General features: G+C 37.8%; 15 protein-coding genes. 10 read left to right on the top strand and 5 right to left on the bottom strand.

The genetic code is table 11. The annotated features are described in order from the left end of the window. Positions 1-2 precede the first annotated feature (2 nt). The 3 genes from lpxK to kdsB all read left to right on the top strand — a co-directional run bounded on the left by lpxK (position 3) and on the right by kdsB (position 2164). Entirely contained in the window at positions 3-1034 is a 1032-nt protein-coding gene (lpxK, locus tag CXF79_RS15250) for a tetraacyldisaccharide 4'-kinase (protein WP_101155957.1), read from the top strand. Between the two features lie 87 nt (positions 1035-1121). After that, entirely contained in the window at positions 1122-1319 is a 198-nt protein-coding gene (locus tag CXF79_RS15245; protein WP_011042947.1) for a Trm112 family protein, read from the top strand. Between the two features lie 2 nt (positions 1320-1321). Continuing rightward, a complete protein-coding gene (kdsB, locus tag CXF79_RS15240) occupies positions 1322-2164 on the top strand; it encodes a 3-deoxy-manno-octulosonate cytidylyltransferase (RefSeq protein WP_101155956.1) in 843 nt (280 codons plus the stop codon). A gap of 97 nt (positions 2165-2261) precedes the next feature. On the opposite strand, the gene ubiT is transcribed toward kdsB, so the two are convergent. Beyond that, positions 2262-2858: a ubiquinone anaerobic biosynthesis accessory factor UbiT gene (gene ubiT, locus CXF79_RS15235; protein WP_232769191.1), complete on the bottom strand. Its 597-nt coding sequence runs from the start codon at positions 2856-2858 to the stop codon at positions 2262-2264. A gap of 172 nt (positions 2859-3030) precedes the next feature. Here ubiT and ubiU point away from each other — a divergent pair, with 172 nt between their 5' ends. The 4 genes from ubiU to CXF79_RS15215 all read left to right on the top strand — a co-directional run bounded on the left by ubiU (position 3031) and on the right by CXF79_RS15215 (position 9858). Continuing rightward, a complete protein-coding gene (gene ubiU / locus CXF79_RS15230; RefSeq protein ID WP_101155954.1) occupies positions 3031-4026 on the top strand; it encodes a ubiquinone anaerobic biosynthesis protein UbiU in 996 nt (331 codons plus the stop codon). Between the two features lie 65 nt (positions 4027-4091). After that, positions 4092-4973: a U32 family peptidase gene (locus tag CXF79_RS15225; protein WP_011042952.1), complete on the top strand. Its 882-nt coding sequence runs from the start codon at positions 4092-4094 to the stop codon at positions 4971-4973. Positions 4974-5027: 54 nt separating this feature from the next. Next, positions 5028-6179 carry a cupin domain-containing protein gene (locus CXF79_RS15220; RefSeq protein ID WP_011042953.1) on the top strand — a complete coding sequence of 384 codons (1152 nt, stop codon included), beginning with the start codon at positions 5028-5030 and terminating at the stop codon, positions 6177-6179. 772 nt (positions 6180-6951) lie between these two features. Then, entirely contained in the window at positions 6952-9858 is a 2907-nt protein-coding gene (locus CXF79_RS15215) for an insulinase family protein (protein WP_101155952.1), read from the top strand. A gap of 211 nt (positions 9859-10069) precedes the next feature. Here the strand turns inward: CXF79_RS15215 and CXF79_RS15210 are convergent, their stop codons facing one another. Then, the gene (locus CXF79_RS15210; RefSeq protein WP_332871602.1) at positions 10070-13285 is read right to left on the bottom strand and encodes an HD domain-containing phosphohydrolase; all 3216 of its coding nucleotides are present in this window, start codon (positions 13283-13285) and stop codon (positions 10070-10072) included. Between the two features lie 190 nt (positions 13286-13475). Here CXF79_RS15210 and CXF79_RS15205 point away from each other — a divergent pair, with 190 nt between their 5' ends. Then, positions 13476-14207 (top strand): pseudouridine synthase, encoded by a 732-nt coding sequence (locus CXF79_RS15205; RefSeq protein ID WP_011042955.1) that lies wholly within the window; start codon positions 13476-13478, stop codon positions 14205-14207. A gap of 103 nt (positions 14208-14310) precedes the next feature. Here the strand turns inward: CXF79_RS15205 and CXF79_RS15200 are convergent, their stop codons facing one another. The 3 genes from CXF79_RS15200 to mfd form a co-directional block, all read right to left on the bottom strand. Beyond that, a complete protein-coding gene (locus tag CXF79_RS15200) occupies positions 14311-14598 on the bottom strand; it encodes a DUF1244 domain-containing protein (protein WP_011042956.1) in 288 nt (95 codons plus the stop codon). 68 nt (positions 14599-14666) lie between these two features. After that, positions 14667-16367 (bottom strand): CsiV family protein, encoded by a 1701-nt coding sequence (locus CXF79_RS15195; protein WP_101155950.1) that lies wholly within the window; start codon positions 16365-16367, stop codon positions 14667-14669. Between the two features lie 357 nt (positions 16368-16724). Continuing rightward, entirely contained in the window at positions 16725-20348 is a 3624-nt protein-coding gene (gene mfd / locus CXF79_RS15190; RefSeq protein ID WP_101155948.1) for a transcription-repair coupling factor, read from the bottom strand. 225 nt (positions 20349-20573) lie between these two features. Between mfd and CXF79_RS15185 the strand changes: the two genes are divergently transcribed. Then, positions 20574-21098 (top strand): TlpA family protein disulfide reductase, encoded by a 525-nt coding sequence (locus tag CXF79_RS15185; RefSeq protein ID WP_101155946.1) that lies wholly within the window; start codon positions 20574-20576, stop codon positions 21096-21098. A gap of 365 nt (positions 21099-21463) precedes the next feature. Then, positions 21464-21802, top strand: a complete 339-nt coding sequence (locus tag CXF79_RS15180) for a ComEA family DNA-binding protein (protein ID WP_101155944.1) — start codon at positions 21464-21466, stop codon at positions 21800-21802. Positions 21803-21995 lie beyond the last annotated feature (193 nt).

Raw genomic sequence — 21995 nt, 5'->3', positions numbered from 1 at the left:
GTATGCGCTTAATTGAGAAAGTTTGGTTTAATGACCATCCGGCTAAATGGCTGTTAGTACCAATGTTACTGCCTTTATCTGCGTTATTTTGGCTGATCAGTACATTAAGACGACTCAGCTATAAAATTGGCTTATCAAAATCATGTCAGTTAAGTAAGCCTGTTATTGTTGTGGGTAACATCGGTGTTGGCGGCAATGGTAAAACGCCGATAGTTTTATATTTGGTTGAACTGACTCGTTTACTCGGTTTAACGCCAGGCGTCATTTCTAGAGGTTATGGCGGTAAAGCGCCTCACTATCCTTATTTGCTTGATGAAAAGTCTACCTCTATAGAAGCCGGTGATGAGCCTATACTTATTCAGCAACGTTGTCAGGTTCCTATTGCTGTCGGTAGTGATCGTATAGCGAGTGCGAAGTTACTTATTGCTCAAGGCTGCGATATTATTATTAGTGATGATGGGTTACAGCATTATCGTTTAGCCCGTGATTTAGAGCTAGTGGTTGTCGATGGCAAACGTTTATTTGGTAATGGTTTATTATTACCTGCGGGCCCATTGAGAGAAGGGCTGTGGCGTTTACCTAAAAGTGATTTAGTTATTTATAATGGTAAAAATGATCAGGATTACCAGGAAAAGAATTATCCGTGTATGCACATGACATTGGCAGCAACAGAGCTGTGTAACCTACTTACCGGTGAGCGCATCTATTTAACGGATTTTATTAGATTAAATGATTCGGTTAATGCCATTGCAGGCATTGGCGCGCCACAGCGATTTTTCGATACACTAAAAGAGCATCAATTTAAGGTCATTAATCAGCAAAGTTTTGTTGATCATCATGCTTTTGTCCTTGCTGACTTCAACGAATTTGATGATAATATACCATTATTAATGACTGAAAAAGATGCCGTTAAGTGCCATGGTTTTTGTAAAGAAAACTGGTGGTATTTACCCGTGGATGCCACTTTTAGTGACGCAGATAGACAGTTAATCATCGATAGAACTCAAATCGCAGTACAATCAGTTATACAGTAAACAATATAAGTGGCAATACATTCACTAATACATTCGGTAAATGAAAACATTGCTCATCGATTAAATATTAACCAGAGAGAAGTTAACATGGCTTTTGATACAAAATTAATGGAAATCCTTGCCTGCCCAGTATGTAAAGGTAAGTTAGATTATGATAAAGCAGCGCAAGAGCTTATTTGCCACTTTGACCGTTTAGCTTATAGCATAGAAAAAGACATTCCAGTATTACTCGAAAATGAAGCGCGTGAAATTAATGCTAACCAGTCTACTGAGCAGGATGGTTAATCATGGCTGCTAGTGACCCTTCAGTATTGAGTAAACCAGCTACTGGCGATACCAGCTTTGTTGTTGTTATCCCTGCTAGATATCAATCATCTCGTTTGCCAGGAAAGGTGTTAGCAGATATCAATGGCAAACCTATGATCCAATGGGTTGTTGAAAAGGCGCAATTAAGTGGTGCTCGTCAAGTGATTGTTGCGACAGACAATGATGAAGTGGCTGCAGTAGTAAACAGTTTTGGCGCTGAAGTGTGTAAAACTCGTGCGGACCATCAATCGGGCACTGAACGTCTTGCAGAAGTCATGGAAAAATATCAATTCAGTGACGATGAAATCATTGTTAATGTACAAGGTGATGAACCTTTTATTCCGCCAGAAAATATCGCACAAGTAGCGAATAATCTAGCTAACCAGCAACAAAGTAGTCATGTAGCACGCATGTCGACCTTGGCTATTAATATTGACTCTGTAGATGAAGCGTTTAATCCTAATGCCGTTAAAGTAATACTTGATAAAGATGGTTATGCCTTATATTTCTCTAGAGCAACTATTCCTTATGATAGAGAGCGTTTTTTAAATTCAGATGCTACTACCGAAGAAAATATTCGCGTAATAGGTGATTTTTACTTAAGACACGTCGGCATTTATGCTTATCGCGCTGGCTTCATTAAAGATTATGTCAATTGGCCCACAAGTGAATTAGAACAAGTTGAAGCGCTAGAGCAGCTAAGAGTTTTATATCAAGGAGAGAGAATTCACGTCGCGGTAGCAAATAGCCACGTACCTGTAGAAGGTGTTGATACTTCAGAAGATTTAGCCAAAGCAAGAGCATACGCGACTAGCTTAGTGTAATTTCACCTTCGGTCTACTTCTTAGCAGTAAAAATAAACCTGCGAGGCATTACTGCCTGGCAGGTTTACTTTTATTGATATGATTAAACTTTGAATGTTTAGCCATTTGCTACAGCAAGTTCATCATGAGTGTTTTGTAAAAAACAGGCACTAAAATCTACTAAACCATGAATAGAGCTCGGTAGTTGCTCAATATCAATGGCATCAATTAAGTTTTTTACTTCTAATCCCAGTTCAGTATCGCCTTCAATTTTTAAACGACGTTGAAAAAATAAGGTATCAGGGTCTTGTTTACGCCCTGCAATGAGCACCAAGTCATCACCGTTAGCACTAAAACTGACATCTTCAGCAATATTATCTTTAGGCGAGGCCATGATTAATTGGTCTTGATCAAAGCTTAACCACCAATTTAGTTGTAAATCGAGGATGGAAATTTTTAGCCATTTGTCTTGTAAAAACTCAAAGTCACCGTCGGTAATCGCTTCACTAAAAATAGAATGTAGTGCTGGAATAAGTACAGACTTTTGCGCGCTAAACGGTACAAAACGTAAGCTTGGCTGCAATATTTTTGGCATTACCTTGATCAATTTCTCCTTTAATCGTAACGGTATTTTTTTCTCAACTAACGATAAAGAGGGAATAATACTGGCCGTTATCGATTGTGTAAAGGGTAATAATGAAGGGATTTTTAGCACTTTTATTTACTCTGATGCTGCTTATTGACTAGCAAGCATTCTAGCAAGGCTAAAAAATAAATTAATATTGCAGATCAAGTTTTCTTTAATACACATCAATAAATCAGAATGATGAACAACATACACTGCTGAAAATTTTTATGTCTAATAATGATGACAATTGGGAGTTGATGTGGAGTTACTTTGTCCTGCTGGTAATTTACCCGCGCTAAAAACAGCAATAGATAATGGCGCCGATGCGGTTTATATCGGGTTAAAAGATGATACCAATGCCCGCCACTTTGCTGGTCTTAACTTTAATGATGGTAAATTAGCCAAAGCTGCTGATTATGTACATCAGCGAGGTAAAAAACTGCATGTAGCCATCAACACCTTCGCCCATGCAGGTGGTGAAGAACGTTGGCACAAAGCCGTTGATAATGCTGTTGCCATAGGTACAGATGCCTTAATTATCGCCGATTTAGGTGTGCTGGATTACGCCGCAACAAAATACCCTGATGTTGAACGTCATGTATCAGTACAAGCCTCAACCACAAACCTTGAAGCGATAAAGTTTTTTAAAAACAACTTTGATGTTCAGCGAGTTGTGCTGCCGCGTGTATTGTCTGTACAACAAGTTAGACAGTTAGCTAAAAGTAGTCCGGTACCGTTAGAAGTCTTTGCCTTTGGTAGTTTATGTATTATGGCAGAAGGGCGTTGTTATTTGTCGTCCTATATGACAGGAGAGTCACCTAATACGGTAGGCGCGTGTTCACCGGCGAAATATGTTAGATGGCAAGAAACAGATAAAGGCTTAGAATCTCGCTTAAATGGTGTCCTTATAGACCGTTACCAAGAAGATGAAAATGCGGGTTATCCGACACTATGTAAAGGTCGCTTTGAAGTTGATAATAATGTTTATCATGCCTTAGAAGAGCCTACCAGCCTGAATACGTTAGAGCTTATTCCTGACCTAATTGCCATGGGCATAGTCTCGGTAAAAATTGAAGGTAGACAACGTAGCCCCGCTTATGTCGAGCAAGTAGCTAAAACGTGGCGAATGGCGTTAGACAGATATCAGCAGAACCCAGAGAACTTTACTGTTGAAGGTGCTTGGATGAATACCTTAGCTAATTTGTCTGAAGGTTCACAAACCACGTTAGGTGCATATCACAGAAAGTGGCAATAATTGTCACTCATCTTAAAACTTAAAAACTATAAAATTAGCGATAGCGATAAAATTTAGGAAAAATCATGAAATTCTCTTTAGGACCTAGCCTATTCTTTTGGCCGAAAAATGAGGTGGTAGACTTCTACCAACAAGCGAAAGAATCGAGTGCTGATGTCATTTATTTGGGCGAAACGGTTTGTTCAAAAAGGCGTGAACTTCGCGCTAAAGATTGGCTTGGCTTAGCGCAAGACGTTGCCCAAGATACTAATAAACAGGTGGTTGTTTCAACAATGACTTTGCTTGAGTCACCTGCTGAAATACAAGTGTTAAAGCGCTTGTGTGATAACGGTGAATTTCTGGTAGAAGCCAATGATTTAAGCGCAGTGCAAATTATGCATGAGCTTAAAATGCCGTTTGTCGCAGGGCCTGCGATTAATTGTTATAACTTATCAACCCTTAAAGTCTTGTTGAAACAAGGTATGACGCGCTGGTTAATGCCTGTTGAACTCAGTGGTGATTGGTTAAAAATACTATTAGAACAAGCGACAGAGGCAGGTATTCGACAGCAGTTCGAATGTGAAGTCTTTTCATGGGGTTACCTACCGTTAGCCTATTCTGCCCGTTGCTTTACCGCTCGCTCTGAAGATAAAGCAAAAGATGATTGTGAGTATTGTTGCATTAAGTACCCGGAAGGTCGCCGAATGAATAGTCGCGAAGGAGAACGAGTATTTGTGCTAAATGGTATTCAAACTTTGTCTGGTTACCAGTATAATCTCATCAATGAAATGCCAGCCCTTGATGCAATGGGGGTTGATATTGCCCGCATTAGTGCAGATAGCACAGAAGCTTTTACCCAACTTGATAACTTTAGAGAGCAACTTGTTAACCCAACGAGAAAAGAACTCGACGGTGTCACAGAATGTAATGGTTTTTGGCACAAGATTGCAGGCATGTCCGTAGCTTAAAATTAGCGAGAGTTAAATTAGCTGCAATAATTAAATGAGAATAATGAGAACACTATGTATACCTTAAACTTGAACCAAATGACTCAGCAAGAATTCTTAGACGAATACTGGCAAAAGAAACCTGTAGTAATACGGCAGGGATTTAAAGACTTTGTTGACCCTATTGCTCCTGACGAATTGGCAGGTCTAGCGATGGAGGAGCAAATAGAGTCTCGTTTGGTTCATAAACAAGACGGACAATGGCAAGCTGCTTTTGGCCCATTTGAAAGTTATGAACATTTAGGCACTGAGAACTGGTCTCTTGTAGTACAAGCCCTTGATAATTTCTCTGAAGAGTCGGCAGGAATTATTGAAGCATTCCGATTTATTCCTCACTGGCGTTTAGATGACTTAATGGCAAGTTTTGCTATGCCCGGTGGCAGTGTTGGTCCACACATAGATAACTACGATACTTTCATTTGCCAAGGCTCAGGTAAACGTCATTGGCGAGTTGGAGATAGCGGTGAGCACGTAGAATTTGCAGCCCACGAAGCGTTATTACATGTCGAGGCATTTGAGGCTATCATCGATGTAGAACTCGACGCTGGAGATATCTTGTATATTCCACCTGGATTCCCCCATGAAGGTATATCCCTTGACACCTCAATGAGCTTTTCTGTCGGTTTTCGAGGTAATTCAGCGGTAAGTGTACTTAGTGCTTTTGCTGATCATTTGATTGATAATGAAAAAGGTAGCCAGTTATTAACCGATCCTAATAGGCTGGTTACTAGTAATAGTGGCGAGGTAAGCAACAACGATTACGCGAGTATTAAGTTGCAAGTTCAGAATCTACTTGATGATGACATTAACTTTAAAAAATTCACGGGGCAGTTTTTAACTACCGCGAAACATGATCTAGATATTTTAATACCGGATGAACCGTTTGAGCTTACTGAAGTGAGTAACTTGCTTAACAGTCATGCTATCAAACGTCTAGGCGGCTTACGTGCTTTTTACTTCGAAGATACTATTGAACAGGGTTTGTGTTATATCAATGGTAGTGAATTGGCTTTTTCAGCAGAAATTGCTAATGGTGTGAAACTACTTTGTGACAAAGTGATGTTGTTACCTGACGATCTTAGTGACTGGAGCCATAATGCTGCTTTTGTTGAGTTAACGACAGAGTTACTGAACCAAGGTTATTGGTATTTAGCTGAAGCAGAGTAGCTAACTTGGCTTTAGTCAATTTTCCTTCTGAAAATGGCACTTATCTGTTTATGTTATAGCTATGTTATTTTTAAATATACAGGGTTCAACCGGCATTTAGGAACGCCTTTATTTAAGGAATTGATTAAAGATAATAGTTATTCAGAATAGTATGTAAAAAATTACGCTAATCAACTAAAGCGATATTGCGTTATTGTTGAACAATAACGCAATATAAAGCGCTTCTAAACTAAACTTGTAGTGATACCTCCCCAAAAAGTGACCAGTATAAAACTTATAGTTTGCTAAGTTCACCGCAAACATTAAGACTAAATTAATATAGCTACATCATCTACAGGTCACAAATATCCCATAAACGCGGATTGACATTAATTGAACTGAGATTGAGCAAGGAAAAGCATTCGTCAAGTATCGATAACTGACAAAATTTAACCTGCAGTTTTAGCTCATCGGATCCCACGGCAGCGCTAACCAGAAAACTCCATACTTATGTCTTTATTTCTCGTTATAACATGAAAAATTTAGTATTCACATCTGTCCAATCAGGAAATCAAGCTCAAGTAAAAAATGAATGTCCCAAACAGAGTCTGGCGAGTCAAATAGAACCTTTTAGTTCACTTCTTACAAAAAAAAAGGTAATTAAAGTTAATTTTAGGTAAATTAAATGTTACTTGTTTCGTATTTAATACATTCACTAACCCTATTTTAGTGTGTATATTACTACGAACAATAGGATATTGGTGGCTATAAAGTCACTAGCACAAGGATAACAATGAGAAAGAATAATTATACTTTAATTGCAGCGTTAGTTGCCGCAACATTAGGCGTTAGTACTCTTAGTGGTTGTAACACTATGGAGTCTACTGCTAACACTCAATCGGTATTAGTGAATCAAGAAACCGTGGTTAAAAGTCAAAATGATCAACGCCAATACCGTTATGTCGAACTTGATAATGGTTTAAAAGTGATACTCGTTTCTGACAGTAGCGCTGATAAATCTGCTGCTTCAATGGATGTACATATAGGTCATATGGCCGATCCTAAAGACCGTGAAGGTCTTGCCCATTTCTTAGAACATATGTTGTTTTTAGGGACTGATAAATACCCTAAAGTGGGTGAATACAATGAATATTTAAAAGCGAACGGCGGTTGGTCAAATGCTGGAACAGGTCAAGAACACACCAATTATTTTTTTCAAGTAAATCAAGACTCATTAGAAGAAGCGACTGATCGTTTTGCGCAATTTTTTATTTCACCTAGTTTAGATTTACAATACGTAGACCGCGAAAAAAATGCGGTTCACTCTGAATACAGCATGAAAATTAAAGATGATGCCCGCCGTATTAGAGAAGTATTGAAAGACACACGAAACCCTGGGCATCCATCAAGCCAATTTTCGGTCGGTAATTTAGATACATTAGCGGACCGCGAAAATGATGTGCTTATTGATGACTTAAAAGCACTTTATAAAGAGAATTATAGTGCTAGCCGTATGTCACTGTCATTGGTAGGTCGTGAAGACCTAGACACCTTAGAGAAATGGGCACGTGAAAAATTCACAGCCATTCCAAATAATGGTTCAAAATCTACTCCTGTTAAGGTTAAGCCCTATTTACCTGAGCAGTTAGGCGTAAAAATCAATATAGAGCCAATGAAAGATATAAGAAAGCTAACGTTGGCATTTCCTGTTAACAAGTCAACTCAGTATTTTGAAGAAAAACCACTTAGTATTATCTCATCTTTATTAGGTCAAGAAGGTAAAGGCAGCTTATATAGCCATCTAAAAAACCAGGGATTAATAGAATCTTTAGGTACTAGCGCTTATGGTCCAGATGATTTTGAGCGTTTTACTGTAAGAATTACACTGACACCTAAAGGTTTAGCTGATTATCAACAAGTCACTGAAGCGGTATTTGCATATTTACAATTGTTATCAAATAAGCAATACAACCAGCAGTACTTTACAGAACAAGCGGCTATCTCAAAAAATAGTTTTGATTTTTTAGAAAAACAGGGGGCAGCAGATACCGCTAGCAACCTTTCAAGACAGTTACAGTATTTTTCACCAAAAAACATTCTCAATGAAGGCTATTTGTATAGTGATTATTCTCACCAATTGATCACTGAATACTTGGCGCAGATAACACCTGAAAAAATGCGATTAGTGTTAATTGCTAAAGGTTTAACAACAGATCAAGTGCAACCTGAATACAATACGCCTTATGCAATGACTAAAATCAATGCAGAAGAGATGAGTCGTTATCAATCACCTAAAACCATTGATGCATTTTCGTTGCCAGCACCTAACCCATTTATTGCTACGAACCTAACAATGAAAAAATTAGAGTCAGATGCGAGCAAGCCAGTCGTTGCTTTTGAGAAATCAGGCTTTACTTTATGGCACAAGCAAGACACTGAGTTTAGAGTGCCTAAAGCATCTGTTAATGTACAAATTTACTCTGACCAAGCAGGAAAAAGTGCGTTATCACGCGCTCAAAACTATCTTTACAGTGCGTTATTAAAAGACAGTTTAAATGAGTTTGGTTATCCCGCCAAAGAAGCTGAATTATACTATAACGTTTGGTCTACCAGTGCAGGAATGGGCTTTGGCGTAAATGGCTATGATGAAAAACAAGCCATGCTGTTAAGTACAATCAATAAACGCGTTCGACATTTGGATATAGATGAAGCGGCTTTTAATTTACACAAAGAGCGCTTAGTACGTAAATGGAACAATGCTAAATTTGACCGTCCATATAGCCAAGCACGTTCAGCATTGAGCCAAATGCAAAGTACTAAAAGCTATTCAGCAAAAGCATTAGCCAGTGCACTTTCAACAGTAACAACAAAACAGTTAGCGCAATATATTAACGATTTTCATAAGGCGATTGAAGTCGAAGTATTGGTACACGGTAATATGCTTAAAGCAGAGTCGGTACAATTGGGCAAAAGCCTTTATGCGCTAAATATGACCAACTCTATAGCTAAAGAACGTGCTAATAAAGTTGTTAAGTTAAACAACACGAGTCATGCGTTAGTTCAAGAATTAGTGGTAGATCATAACGATTCGACCATTGTTGAAAGTTACATTAGTAATGATGATTCATTCGCTAATCGAGCTAAATATGGCTTATTTGGTAGCATGATAAACGCTCCTTTCTTTAAATCTATCCGTACCGATCAACAACTTGGCTATATTGTTAGTGGCCGAAATACCAAGTTAGAAAATTTACCTGGATTGTCATTTTTAATTCAATCGCCCAAAGCAGGACCGGTAGAATTAAAACGTCGGATCGATCAATTCATGACTGATTTTAGAGGGACATTAAATGAGATGACCGCTGAAAAATTTAATGAATACAAGCAAGGGCTCATTAAAGATTTACAAGCTAAAGATAAGAACTTAAATGAGCGCACACGGTATTACTGGTCAGAAATCAATGAAAAAATGTTTGATTTTAATAGCAAAGAAATAATTGTTACTGAAGTTGAAAAGTTAACACATGACGATATGAAAGTGTTTTTCTCTTCAATAATAGAAACAACTCAACCTATTATTGTGCGAAGCTTTGGTACTGCCCATCAAGGTGATGACGATTACAAGCAAGCCTTGCACGATAATAGTATTTGTCGTACTGAGCAGTGCTTTACTAACGAACTTACTAAGGTTGTGAGATAACTATTATTGACTAATATAGTGGTGTTGTTTATCTAATTGATCAAAGGCTTCTGAATGAACTCAGAAGCCTTTTTTACAACTATCAATCGTCTTATCGACAGAGCTAACTAACCAGGGTTATTGTTATTTAGCTGACACAGAATAGTTAGTTAACAATAATAATTAACTGACCTTAGCTTAATGTAAAATTTTAAAGAGTATTACTCTACTTTCAAGCGGTTTCATTATTCACTGATGACACTCGCAGATATCTAGTGATATCAACCTCATCAATTTGTTCGCTGTTCATGTACTTATTGGCATAAGTTAAATAAGTGCCAGAGGTTAAAAATAGCTCGAATAAATCAATGTCAATATGTTGATCAATGGCGAATTTATGCAAAATATTAACTGATACACTTAAGGGTTTTGCTTTTTTATAGGGCCTATCAGCAGCCGTTAATGCCTCAAAAATATCAGCAATCACTAATACTCGTTCAGGGATAGTTAATTGGTCAGCCGTTAACTGTCTTGGATATCCCGTGCCAATAAGGGTTTCATGATGTGTTGAAGCAAATCGTGGAACATTAGCAAGCTCAGGAGGAAAAGGCAGTTGTTCTAACATTTTGATCGTACCTATAATGTGCTCATTGATAATATATCGGTCTTCTGCTGTTAATGTGCCACGAGAAACAGATAAGTTATATAACTCACCTAAATTAGCAATATATTCAGGTGCAGACATTTTTATAGCGAGTTTTTCATCGAATTCTACGGGATTAATCCGTCTAAAAATATGTTCTGCTTTGTCGGTCAATAACTGTTCAGTTACGGGAAATCTCTGTGATTGCGCATCTGTTGGTTGGTGGAGACCTTGCTGTTGGTTTTGTTTTGCTAAATGTAACTCTTCTACTGGCGATAAACCTAAAGTATCATCAAAGTGACGTTGCCAAGTTTGTTGAGCAATGAGGTGTAATTGCTCAATTTTATCCTCAGCCATAAACTCACTCCCTACATTCGCATTGGCTACAAAAGCAAAGTCTTGTGTTAATTGCCTTTGTTGCTCTATCAGTAACTGATGTAGTTGTTTTTGTTGTTCAGGTTTTTCGATTAAAGCCTGATAATAATTCACTTCAGCATCTCGCCATAGTACTTCAAAGCGCATTCTTACTTCATGAATACGGTTATATATGCTTTCAAGTTTACTGCCTTTATCAACGATATGTTCAGGGGTAATAATTTTTCCGCAATCGTGTAACCAAGCAGAAATTTTGAACTCACGGTATTCATCATTGGACTTAAATGAAAAATCTTTAAAGGTACTATTATCTTTAACAACTTCATTCACTAACATTAGGCCTAATTCAGGAACTCTATTGCAGTGACCACCGGTATATGCCGATTTATCATCGATAGTTTGTGCGATAAGTTGTATGAAAGAGTCCATCAATTCTTGCTGTTTTAGCTCATGGTCTTTAATCGCAACAGACATTTCGACTAATGAATAGGCAAGCTCATCAATTTCTTTAATATTACTTTTAACTAAATTGACTTCTTCATATTTTCTGTTTTTAATTTTCTCATTCTCTAATGCAAGTAACTTAATAGGTTTTACTATTGGGCTGGAAAAAATCCAACTCACAGGCAGCACCAGTAATAAACAAATTGTTGTGATGATGATTGATAATTTTACCTTGGCAGCACTGGGAGCCAAAATAGTTTCACGCGGTACTATTATGGCTAAAAACTCTGTTTCGTTAAAATTAGTAGGAGTTAAGTAGATAAAACTCTCGATATCATTTATCACTGATGGCACCAGTTGCCCATGACGAAGGGTATTATCGGCTAACGATATTAATTCCGCATAAGGGACTACTCCTTGTTTGCTTTGTGCCTTACTTTGAGTAAACCACTTTGCTTTAAGTGCACTTTTTTGTTTTTCCGAAATATTATCTATAGCTAGATTAATAATGGTCATTAACTCGGTTTGTGAATCATGTAGCATAAAATGTAAAGAGTCGTTTAGGTCTGCTGGAGCAAAAATTACCTCGGAGTGATATTGAATGTTTTTAATAAAAAATTGCTGTTGGATATAACGAAAAATAACTTCGTTGTCAAAACCAGCAAAGATCTCGCCCTGTGCCACCGCTTTTAACATCGCTTTACTCGAAGGGTATTCAATAATATTAATACTTGGAAAGTGTTGTTTAAGGAGCTTGGTGTTTGACCAGCCTTGAGTGATTGCTAACTCTTTGCCTTGTAATTGACCTAGATTACTTATTTTAGTTACATTTTTCTGAGTGATGATAGTAAAGGGCAAGTTAATAAATTTTTCTGAAAATATTCCTCTCTGATTATTTTCTTCTGTTTTAAATACTGGTTGGAGTATATCGATGCTGTTGCTTTCAAATTCTTTAACTAACTCAAACCATGTTAAACCATTGGTATATTCAAACGTTAAGCCAGTCATCTGAGAAACTAAAGACAGTATTTCGATGCTATAACCTTTTGGTTGCCCTGATATTGAAAAATCAATAGGGGCCCAATCAGTTTCATTAGATACTTTTAGCGGTGGAGTGTTTGCGATTAGTTGCTTTTGTTTATTGGACAGTGCGATTTTATTGACTTTTATCTTAGCAATCTTAGGTGCATTACCTTGGTTACTTGAGATTATCTCCCCTGATTTTTGAAATAAATAGACTTCTTTTTCTACATTACCGTTATGTGCCGAACCTTGGTTGGTTAGGTATTGATCAATAGAAGATAACGCAATATCCACCGCAAGGACAGCATCAGAGCCAGGGATTTTAGCTGAATAGGTTTGCCCTGGGGCTTGCAAATTTTGGAACATATAGGGATCAGTTTTATGAACTTCTCCCATTTTAGCGTTTAAATACCATAGCCGAACACTAGCGTCATAATCGGTGTTTTCTTCACGGATTATCCGTACAGTAAAGTCTGCATTAAGATAACTAAAAACGCGTTTTCTTTTGCTAGCTTCGCCAGTAACTTCAATGGTAAGCCAGCGATCTGAAATTGAAGCATCGACTTGTGCTCGAATTGCTGGACTCGCGTCTAAATTGATTAACTCATAGAGGTCACCATTTCCAAAACCTATATATACTGCATAAAAGTCACTACTAGACTTGAGCACTTCTGAAAAAACAGGCCCGACAGAATTACTTACCTTATTACCCTCAACAAGGTCTCCAAATTTGGCGAACATGCGAGTAATATTTTGAGCTCTTTTATCGAGTGATTGTAAATGCTCTTGTGTTTTTTGACTCGATAAAGAAAATAGTTGGCTAGCGGATTCAGTAGCCATATTTTTACTGAAGTGATATTGCAAACTGATGGCAATAACGGCAGTAACAACCGTAGCTAAAATGAAAATACTTACTACGGTAAATCGAATAGTGTGCTGTGATAGCTTTGGCAAAAATTTCAATATGCTAAGTCCCTTCAACAAAATTATATTTGATAATAACAGCTTAACTTATTTTCAATTTTTTTTTGTATTTAATATGAGCTGTTTATTTTCCATTTTTACAACTAAATGTTATTAGTTATTGCTTGTTGATAAGCAATGCGGATAATAGCGGCTTATTTTCATTGACAGTAAGGCCTTGCTTGCCAATATGCGCTTAGATAAATTTATTTGTAAAAGTACTGAACTCACCCGAACCGAAGCTAAAAAAGTGCTTAAAAGCGGTGAGGTACGTGTTAATAATGAAGTCGCTAAAAATGCGGCAATGCAAGTACATGAAAACAATCTTATTACTATTGATGGTCAACAACTTAGCGCGCGTGGCTCTCGCTATTATATTTTACATAAGATAGTAGACACCATTTGTTCAAATGTTGATGAAATCTACCCGTCGGTATTACATTCTCTTGAGGTAGATAAAGCCTTCGATTTGCATATTGCTGGCCGATTAGATGCTGATACCACAGGTTTGGTCTTGATCACCGATGATGGTCGCTGGTCGCATAACGTTATTTCGCCGAAAAAGCAGTGCCAGAAAACATACCGTGTATGGCTACGCAGCGAAATTGACGATGATAAGTTATCTGCATTAGTCGCTAGGTTTGACAGTGGACTTCAGCTACAAGGAGAAGACTCACTTACTCGACCTGCAATATTAACGCGGGTAGAAATAGATAATTTGGTTGATGAAGCGTCTTATCGAAGTGAAGTTCTACTTACTATCACCGAAGGGAAATATCATCAAGTTAAACGTATGTTTGCAGCGGTAGGTAATAGGGTAGTGGGCTTACATAGAGAACAGATAGGAAAAATAACCTTGGGTGATTTAGCCCCAGGTGAGTGGCGTGAATTAACTGAAGATGAAATAACTCAATTTTCATAGCTTTGCTGGACTGCTTTCGAATTAGAGCAGCTCATACAGTCATATCGCCAGTATTTGATAAAATACTGGCGTATCAGCTACAACTTCACTGGTAGCGACAGGTCTACTTTTTATTTAACTCATTAAATTTAGCCATCTGTTCATCAGTTGCTGGCAATTGATGTTTTTCTTTCCATTCACTGTAAGGCATACCGTAAACCTGTTCACGGGCAGCATCTATATCAACGTCAACACCTAACTTTTCTGCTTCACTCACTGTCCATTTACTAAAACAATTACGGCAAAAACCAGCTAAATTCATTAATTCTATATTTTGTACGTCTTTGCGTGAGTCTAAGTGCGCCAGTAAACGACGAAAAACTGCTGCTTGAATTTCTATTTCTTTATCCATTTTGTTAACCTTTACTGTGATTGTTTGTTGATAATACTTTATCTTTTTTTATCTTAAGCTTTGATACTTTATTTTTTCGACTGACTAACCGCTTCATCAGCAGGTTTTGTCGGATCAAAACGTCTAATTTGCACTATCATGCCTATGTGTGGGTGGTCAAAATAATGAATCTCTCCGGTGATCACACGGCGATCTTGTTTAAAGGAAATTACCTTATTACGACTTGATGTTGTATTTTGTTTATTTGCTAATTTTTGCTTTGCCGTTAATATCGATGAGTTATTAGATGAGTCAATAATATTTAACTCGGTATCGATATACAGGTAATGATCTAAGTGCACATTGAAAAGCCCATCTATTGACCAAGGCTGAATAGGTGGTGTGGTTTGCTTTTGATTTTCTGTGGTACTATTTACACTTAATGGTACTGTTTCTTCCATAATATCAGATGACAGCTCAGCAACCATATTTTTGATATTCTCTTCGTTATTAACGGACTCATTGCTGTTATCGACATTTGTGCTGGCAGAGTTACTTTTTTGATTGTCTACTAACGAAAGTTGCTGAAATAGAGTGTCAAGCTGTTGCTGTCTTGCTTGTTGGCGTAATTCTTCTGCTATCGTTAACTCACTGAACGCTGCTGAATTCTCTATCACATTGTTTGTAACATTATCAGGTGTCATGGACGAGGTAGCGTTTGTAGTTGCTTGTGCAGCTTCATTGCCAGTTAAATTAATTTGACTACGAATCAGCTCTTCAGCTTGTTTTCTTTGTTCTAAAATTACCTGTATTTCAAGTGCCTGTTGCTCAGACACTTGTTGAGCTACTGCTTGTTGGTAGCGTAAATCTAAATGCTCACCAGCATATAACTTCATCGCTTTTGATTTTCTTTTACTTTCACCCATTTGTCGCCAGCCGAGATGCAATAATGGCGCGTAATTACGTGATCGTTTGATACGGTTAGCAATAGATTTCAAACGAAGAGAATCCTGGCCAATTAAGTAAGGAGTATCGCTTGCCCAGGTGATTTCACCATTTTCATCATCGCGCCATTGTTCAAGCCCATTGATGGTGTTTGTTAGTTTATCTACGGGGAAACCATCGATGCTAAAGCTTTCAAATTGCTCTGAAGTTAAGTGCTGTTGGAAAAATTCAGCAGGGATCACACATAACGGCATTTGGCGATTAATCGGATATTGGTTATAAACCGGTACATCAACCGCGACATACTGTGGTTGCTCGCCTTGCTCCGTTAAATCATCTTTGGCTAAAACTCCAGAGGTGTCATTAGTGACTTCAGGAAGCACAGTTACCGACATCTTAGCTGAAGGCATTACACCTTCATTCGCATCAAGCTGAGCCTTATTGATATCTTGACCATTTTTGCTTTCTGATAGAAGAGCTGCAGCTTCAGTATCAATACTTTCAGGCCAAAGGTTGTATGGCGTAATAGCTATGTCATACGGTAATTTTGTTTGTTGTTGTTGTTCACAAATGGGCAGTAATTTTTTTAATGAGGCTATATTCGGTTGTAAATAAGGTGCTATTAAGTCAATAGCATTTCTTTTTTTACTCGTGAGATCATTCGGGGAAAACTTTTCGGTATTTTTTGAGTTATCTGTAACTTGTTTAAAAATAATAACTTCAATTTCAAACCAACGAGCTTCTTCAACTGCCGAGACTTTAGCGCTGTTGGTAGCCAAAGCATTACAACTTGTTAATAAGCATAATGAGGTTAATGCAGGGGTAAGAATTGAATGGTATTTCATTAAAAGTCCGTATGTTAAGACAAAAGTGTATCAGTTGAGCTAACTTAATTTTATTTTATTTTTACGTTCATATATAGCAATCAAATTAACTAAGTGATCTATTTAAATGGTCTAAATATCCCATAACAGTGTTGCTTTCAATCCCAATAGCCAGCTATTGCTCAATCAAACGCCTTGTTCTTGAAAATTTATTCTAATTAAAATTTGAACTATTAATCAATCTAATAGGTATTGCTTAGAGGCTTGAGCAAAGTAAGTTTAGCGAAAACGTTACTTGCCCAAGTTTACCATTATACCCGTTCCCATTAAAAGCACTCTAAAAACATGTACCTTGTTTGGTAGTGAAAATCTGAGTCATTATTTAGCTAAGTCATTTAAGATATTAGAAATTAAGGTAAAGCGTTTTTGAGTATCATCGTTGGCTTTTACAAACTTCAATTTACTCGCTCCAGCCATGCTATACACTGCTGGATTTTTTTGAATTAAACCAATAATTAGCATAGGGTCAACGCTGGTATCATTACTAAATTCAATCGAGCCACCTGTGGCACTCGCCTCAATTCGCGAAATACCAATAGTCTGCGCTTTAAGGCGTAGCTTGGCAATTTGGACTAAATTTTTACTTGGTTGAGGCAATAAACCAAAACGGTCAATGAGCTCAACTTGAATATCATCTAGCTCATTTTTGTTTTTACAGCTGGCAATACGTTTATATAAACTTAAACGTAAGCTAACGTCAAAAATGTAATCATCAGGTAGCAGCGCTGGTACACGTAACTCAATCTCAGTCTGCGTAGACATTACTTGGTCTAATGATAGTTGTTTACCTTCTTTAAGTGCTGCAACGGCTTGATCGAGCATTTCCATATACAAACTAAAGCCAACTTGGCACATTGAGCCACTTTGGTCTTCACCTAATAACTCACCCGCGCCACGAATTTCTAAATCGTGAGTTGCTAAAGTAAAACCTGCGCCTAAATCTTCCAGAGAGGCGATAGCCTCTAAGCGTTTTTTAGCATCTTTAGTAATGCGTTTTTCATGCGGCGTTAACAGATAGGCATAAGCTTGATGATGCGAGCGACCTACACGGCCACGCAGTTGGTGTAATTGTGCTAAACCAAGATGATCTGCTCTGTCCATAATGATGGTATTGGCACTGGGTACATCGATACCCGTTTCAATAATTGTGGTACAAACAATGACGTTAAAGCGTTGATGATAAAAATCACTCATGATGCGTTCAAGCTCACGCTCACGCATTTGTCCATGGGCCGTGACGACACGAGCCTCAGGCACTAATTTTTGGATGTCTGCTGCAGTTTTATCAATAGTATCAACATGGTTATGCAGATAATACACCTGACCACCGCGTGAGGTTTCACGTAATACAGCTTCCCGAATTAATGCTTCATCGTGCTCGCGCACAAAGGTTTTAACCGCTAAGCGTTTTGCTGGCGGCGTGGCAATAATTGATAAATCGCGCATGCCTCCCATGGCCATATTCAAGGTACGAGGAATAGGGGTTGCCGTTAGTGTTAGAATATCAACGTTACTGCGTAGCTGTTTGATTTTTTCTTTTTGTTTAACACCAAATCGATGTTCTTCATCGACTACCAGTAACCCTAAATCTTTATATTTAATACTGTTTTGAAGTAATTTATGGGTACCGATGAGAATGTCAACGTTACCCGATTCAACTCTAGCGATGACCTCTTTTTGTTCTTTAGCCGTTTTAAATCGTGATAATACTTCGGTAACTACTGGCCAGTTAGCAAATCTATCTTTAAAATTTTCATAATGTTGTTGAGCTAGTAATGTGGTGGGGACAAGTATAGCTACCTGTTTGCCATCATTTACCGCTACAAATGCAGCACGCATAGCGACTTCTGTTTTACCAAAACCAACATCACCACACACAAGCCTGTCCATGGTTTTTGGCGACAACATATCGCTTACTACGGCATTAATGGCTTGTTTTTGGTCGAAGGTTTCTTCAAAACCAAAACTGTCACTAAAAGCTTGGTAGTCTTGTTTATCACGTTTAAAACTATAACCATGGTTGCTGGCACGTTTTGCGTAAATATCGAGTAATTCGGCGGCAACGTCACGGACTTTCTCTGCTGCTTTCTGCTTAGCTTTACTCCAAGTATCATTACCTAGCTTATGCAGTGGCGCATGGTCACTATCAGCACCTGAATATCTACCAATTAAGTGTAAAGAGCTAACAGGGACATAAAGTTTGGCTTCGTTAGCATAACTAAGCACCAGAAATTCGGTAACTATGCCGCCATTTTCAATGGTCTGTAGACCTAAATATCGGCCAATGCCATGTTCAATATGGACCACAGGTTGGCCAATGGTTAACTCAGCAAGGTTTTTAAATAACGCATCAGCTTGTAAATCTTGCGCTTTGGTACGTCTTCTAGCTTGAGATACATGATCGCCTAATAATTCGGCTTCAGTAACTAGGGCAATCGCATTTTTCTGACTATTACCTTTCGCTTGGAAGGCAAAACCCTGAGTTAAACTATTAACGGTAATACCAAGGGTATCCGTTGCGTTAATAAAGTCGTCAATGTTATCAAACTGAGCAGGTCTAATATTGTCACGCTCAAGTAACTCAAGCACACTTTCTCGGCGACCTTGGCTTTGCGCAACAAAAAGCACTTTGTTGGGCGTCTCTTTACTGGCGATGAATTGGTTGATTAATTCGAACGGCTGCTTCAGTTTATGATTAATCGTTAAATCAGGCAGCGGTTTAACATCAAAACATATTTCGCTACTTTTGCTTTTTACTTCAGCACTTGTCTCAGCATCGACTTCAGCAGTAACAAGGTCTTCGCTAGCCTGATTGTCACTACGTTGAGTTTTAATCGTCTCTATTGTCGTTTGCTTAGCAATGGTGATGCGATCAAAAGGTTTTAACGCGCTATAAAGCGTATCAGCGGTTAAAAATAGCTGTTCTGGCGGTAATAAAGGCCGAGTAGGGTCGTAACGTCTATTTTCATAACGGTACTCTATATCGAGCCAGTATTGCGTTAAAGAGTGCTCAATATCTCCGCTAATAACGACCAGAGTATTATCAGTTAAATAATCACAAAGAGTATTACTTAAGGTTGCACCTTCTTTTTCAGTGTCCTGTTTATTATCAAAAAACAGTGGTAGGTAATACTCGATGCCAGGCGGCAAAATGCCATTACTGACTTTGTGATAAACAGACTCTTTATGAATATTGCCCTGAAATTGTTCACGAAATTGACTACGAAATAAGCTGATACCCGCTTCATCGATGGGGAACTCGTGCGCGGGCAATAAATTAATTTCATCAATCTTCTCTTTTGAACGCTGACTTTCTGGATCAAAGAGTCTAATTTCATCAATTTCATCATCAAAGAAATCTAAACGAAATGGCTTATTACTTCCCATAGGGAAAAGATCTAAAATAGCGCCTCGAGCAGAAAACTCTCCATGCTCTAATACTTGATCAACATTACGATAGCCACTTGCTTCCAGGGCTTGTCGCATTTGATGTAAATCTCTCTTATCGCCTTGTTTTATTATTAAGCTGTTCGCTTCAATATATTGTTTAGGAGCAAGCTTTTGTACTAGAGTGGTTACCGGCACAATAATTATGCCAGACTCCATACGTGATAATTGGTACAAGGTAGCAAGACGCTGAGAGATAATATCTTGGTGAGGTGAAAAATTATCGTACGGTAGTGTTTCCCAGTCAGGAAATAAGCAGATATTAGCCTTATTTTGGCTATCGCTCTTAGCTAAACTTAGTAACTCTTGCTCAATTTTAAGCGCTTGAGGAGTATTACTTGTTATCAATAATATAGGCGTTTGCGCTGTTTTTGCTGCTTGATAAAGAGCAAAGCTACTGCTGCTGCCATGTAAATTATGCCAACTCTTCTTATCGGGATTTTTACCTCGGCGCTTGGCCAATACCGGGGTTAACAGGCTGCTTGCTTTGCTCATGATTTCCTTACAGTAATTAATAGACGATAAAATAATGACAGCTATTCTAATTAAGCTATGACCAAAGCGCTAGTAGATACGTATTTTTGTTTTGTTTGTTGGAAAATAGTTGAATTTAGGGTTAAATACTAGATAGTTAACCTCAACGTTGTTTGATGAGCAGTTAAAAGTTTAAACAAAGTTCAGGTTTGTTAACAAAATTCAGTTTATTTAGGGATATTTTTCATGGTTAAAACCACTGAGAGTAAATTAAAACGCTTATTTTTTACCGTCAGTTTAGCGGTTGTTTTGTCTGCTTGCCAAGCTTTACCACTAAACCAATCGCAAGCGATAGTACATGATGAATATGTGAGCTCAGGCGACTTGTTACCCATTGAAGCTATTACCACTATTGACGGTGAAGAACTGGACTTACAGCAATTAGGAAAACGTAAATTAGTTATTTTATTTGCCACTTGGTGTCATGACTCTAATCGTTTACTTAAAGCATTAAACAGTTCCCCTTTACTTGAAATGGAAGATATTGAAATAGTTGCTATTGCTCGAGAAGAAGATCTTGAGACGGTTACTGCTTGGCGTGATAAGCGTGGTATTAAGGTCGCATTAGCGGTTGATAATGACCGTAGTATATACAGACGTTTTGCGTCGGGTGGTATTCCACGTTTGATCACCATAGGTGAAAATAACAAAATTATCAAAATGAACTTAGCCGAAGGTGAACAACAACTTGCAAAAATTGTTTGGCAATAGAATCATTTGGCAAAACTTAGACATAATATAAATCATTGTTAGCTTATAACGAGCAAGCCAATAATAATTTGAATGCTTAAGGTGTATTTTGACAAAAGTGAGTTATCGATCTAAACCTAGTAATGACTGTCCAGTTGCTACTAGGTTTTTTATTAGACACTATTCAGTTGCTTTTTTAATGGATAATACCATTTACATTAAGTTAGTGAACAACATTCAATGAGGATACTTCTTCAAGTTCAAGGCGCGTGATTGAGCAATAGCTGGCTATTGGGATTGAGCGCAACGCAGAAATTGTAGAGTTAGACCATTTGAAGGTGGGCAATTAATTAGTGTAATTGGTATAACTTTACAAGGAATTAAAGATGAATATTCAGCCAAAATACCTCAACAAAACCCTTTCAGTCTTAACTTTAGGTATTATTTTACTTGTTAACTCTTCATTAGGTCTTGCTAAAGAAACTAATGTTACTCAGGCTGCACAAGGACAAAGTGCACAATCAGTAAAATCACAAGTTGTTAACTTGAATAAATCAACCTTTGAACAGTTGGTGACATTAAAGGGCGTCGGGAATACTAAAGCTCAAGCCATTATTGTTTATCGTCAACAAGTTGGTGCCTTCAAATCGGTCAATGAGCTAACTAAGGTTAGTGGTATTGGTGAAAAGATTGTGAGTGATAATAAGGCGAGGTTAAGTATTTAGGCTTGGTATAAGCTCAGATCCATTATTTAAAAAGTCAGCGCAATGCTGACTTTTTTTTAATTTTACATTTTCGAGCATGACCATTCATAAAATGTAGCCGAAATATCCTAATAATTAGATTAGCTCCAACCCCCTATATTACTTTTGGTTATATTGAATACGTTTCTTATATGGAAAATATATCTATTTATGG

The sequence above is a fragment of the Colwellia sp. Bg11-28 genome, from assembly GCF_002836245.1.
Taxonomy (GTDB): domain Bacteria; phylum Pseudomonadota; class Gammaproteobacteria; order Enterobacterales; family Alteromonadaceae; genus Colwellia; species Colwellia psychrerythraea_A.
This window is presented reverse-complemented; position numbering and strand designations above follow the sequence as displayed.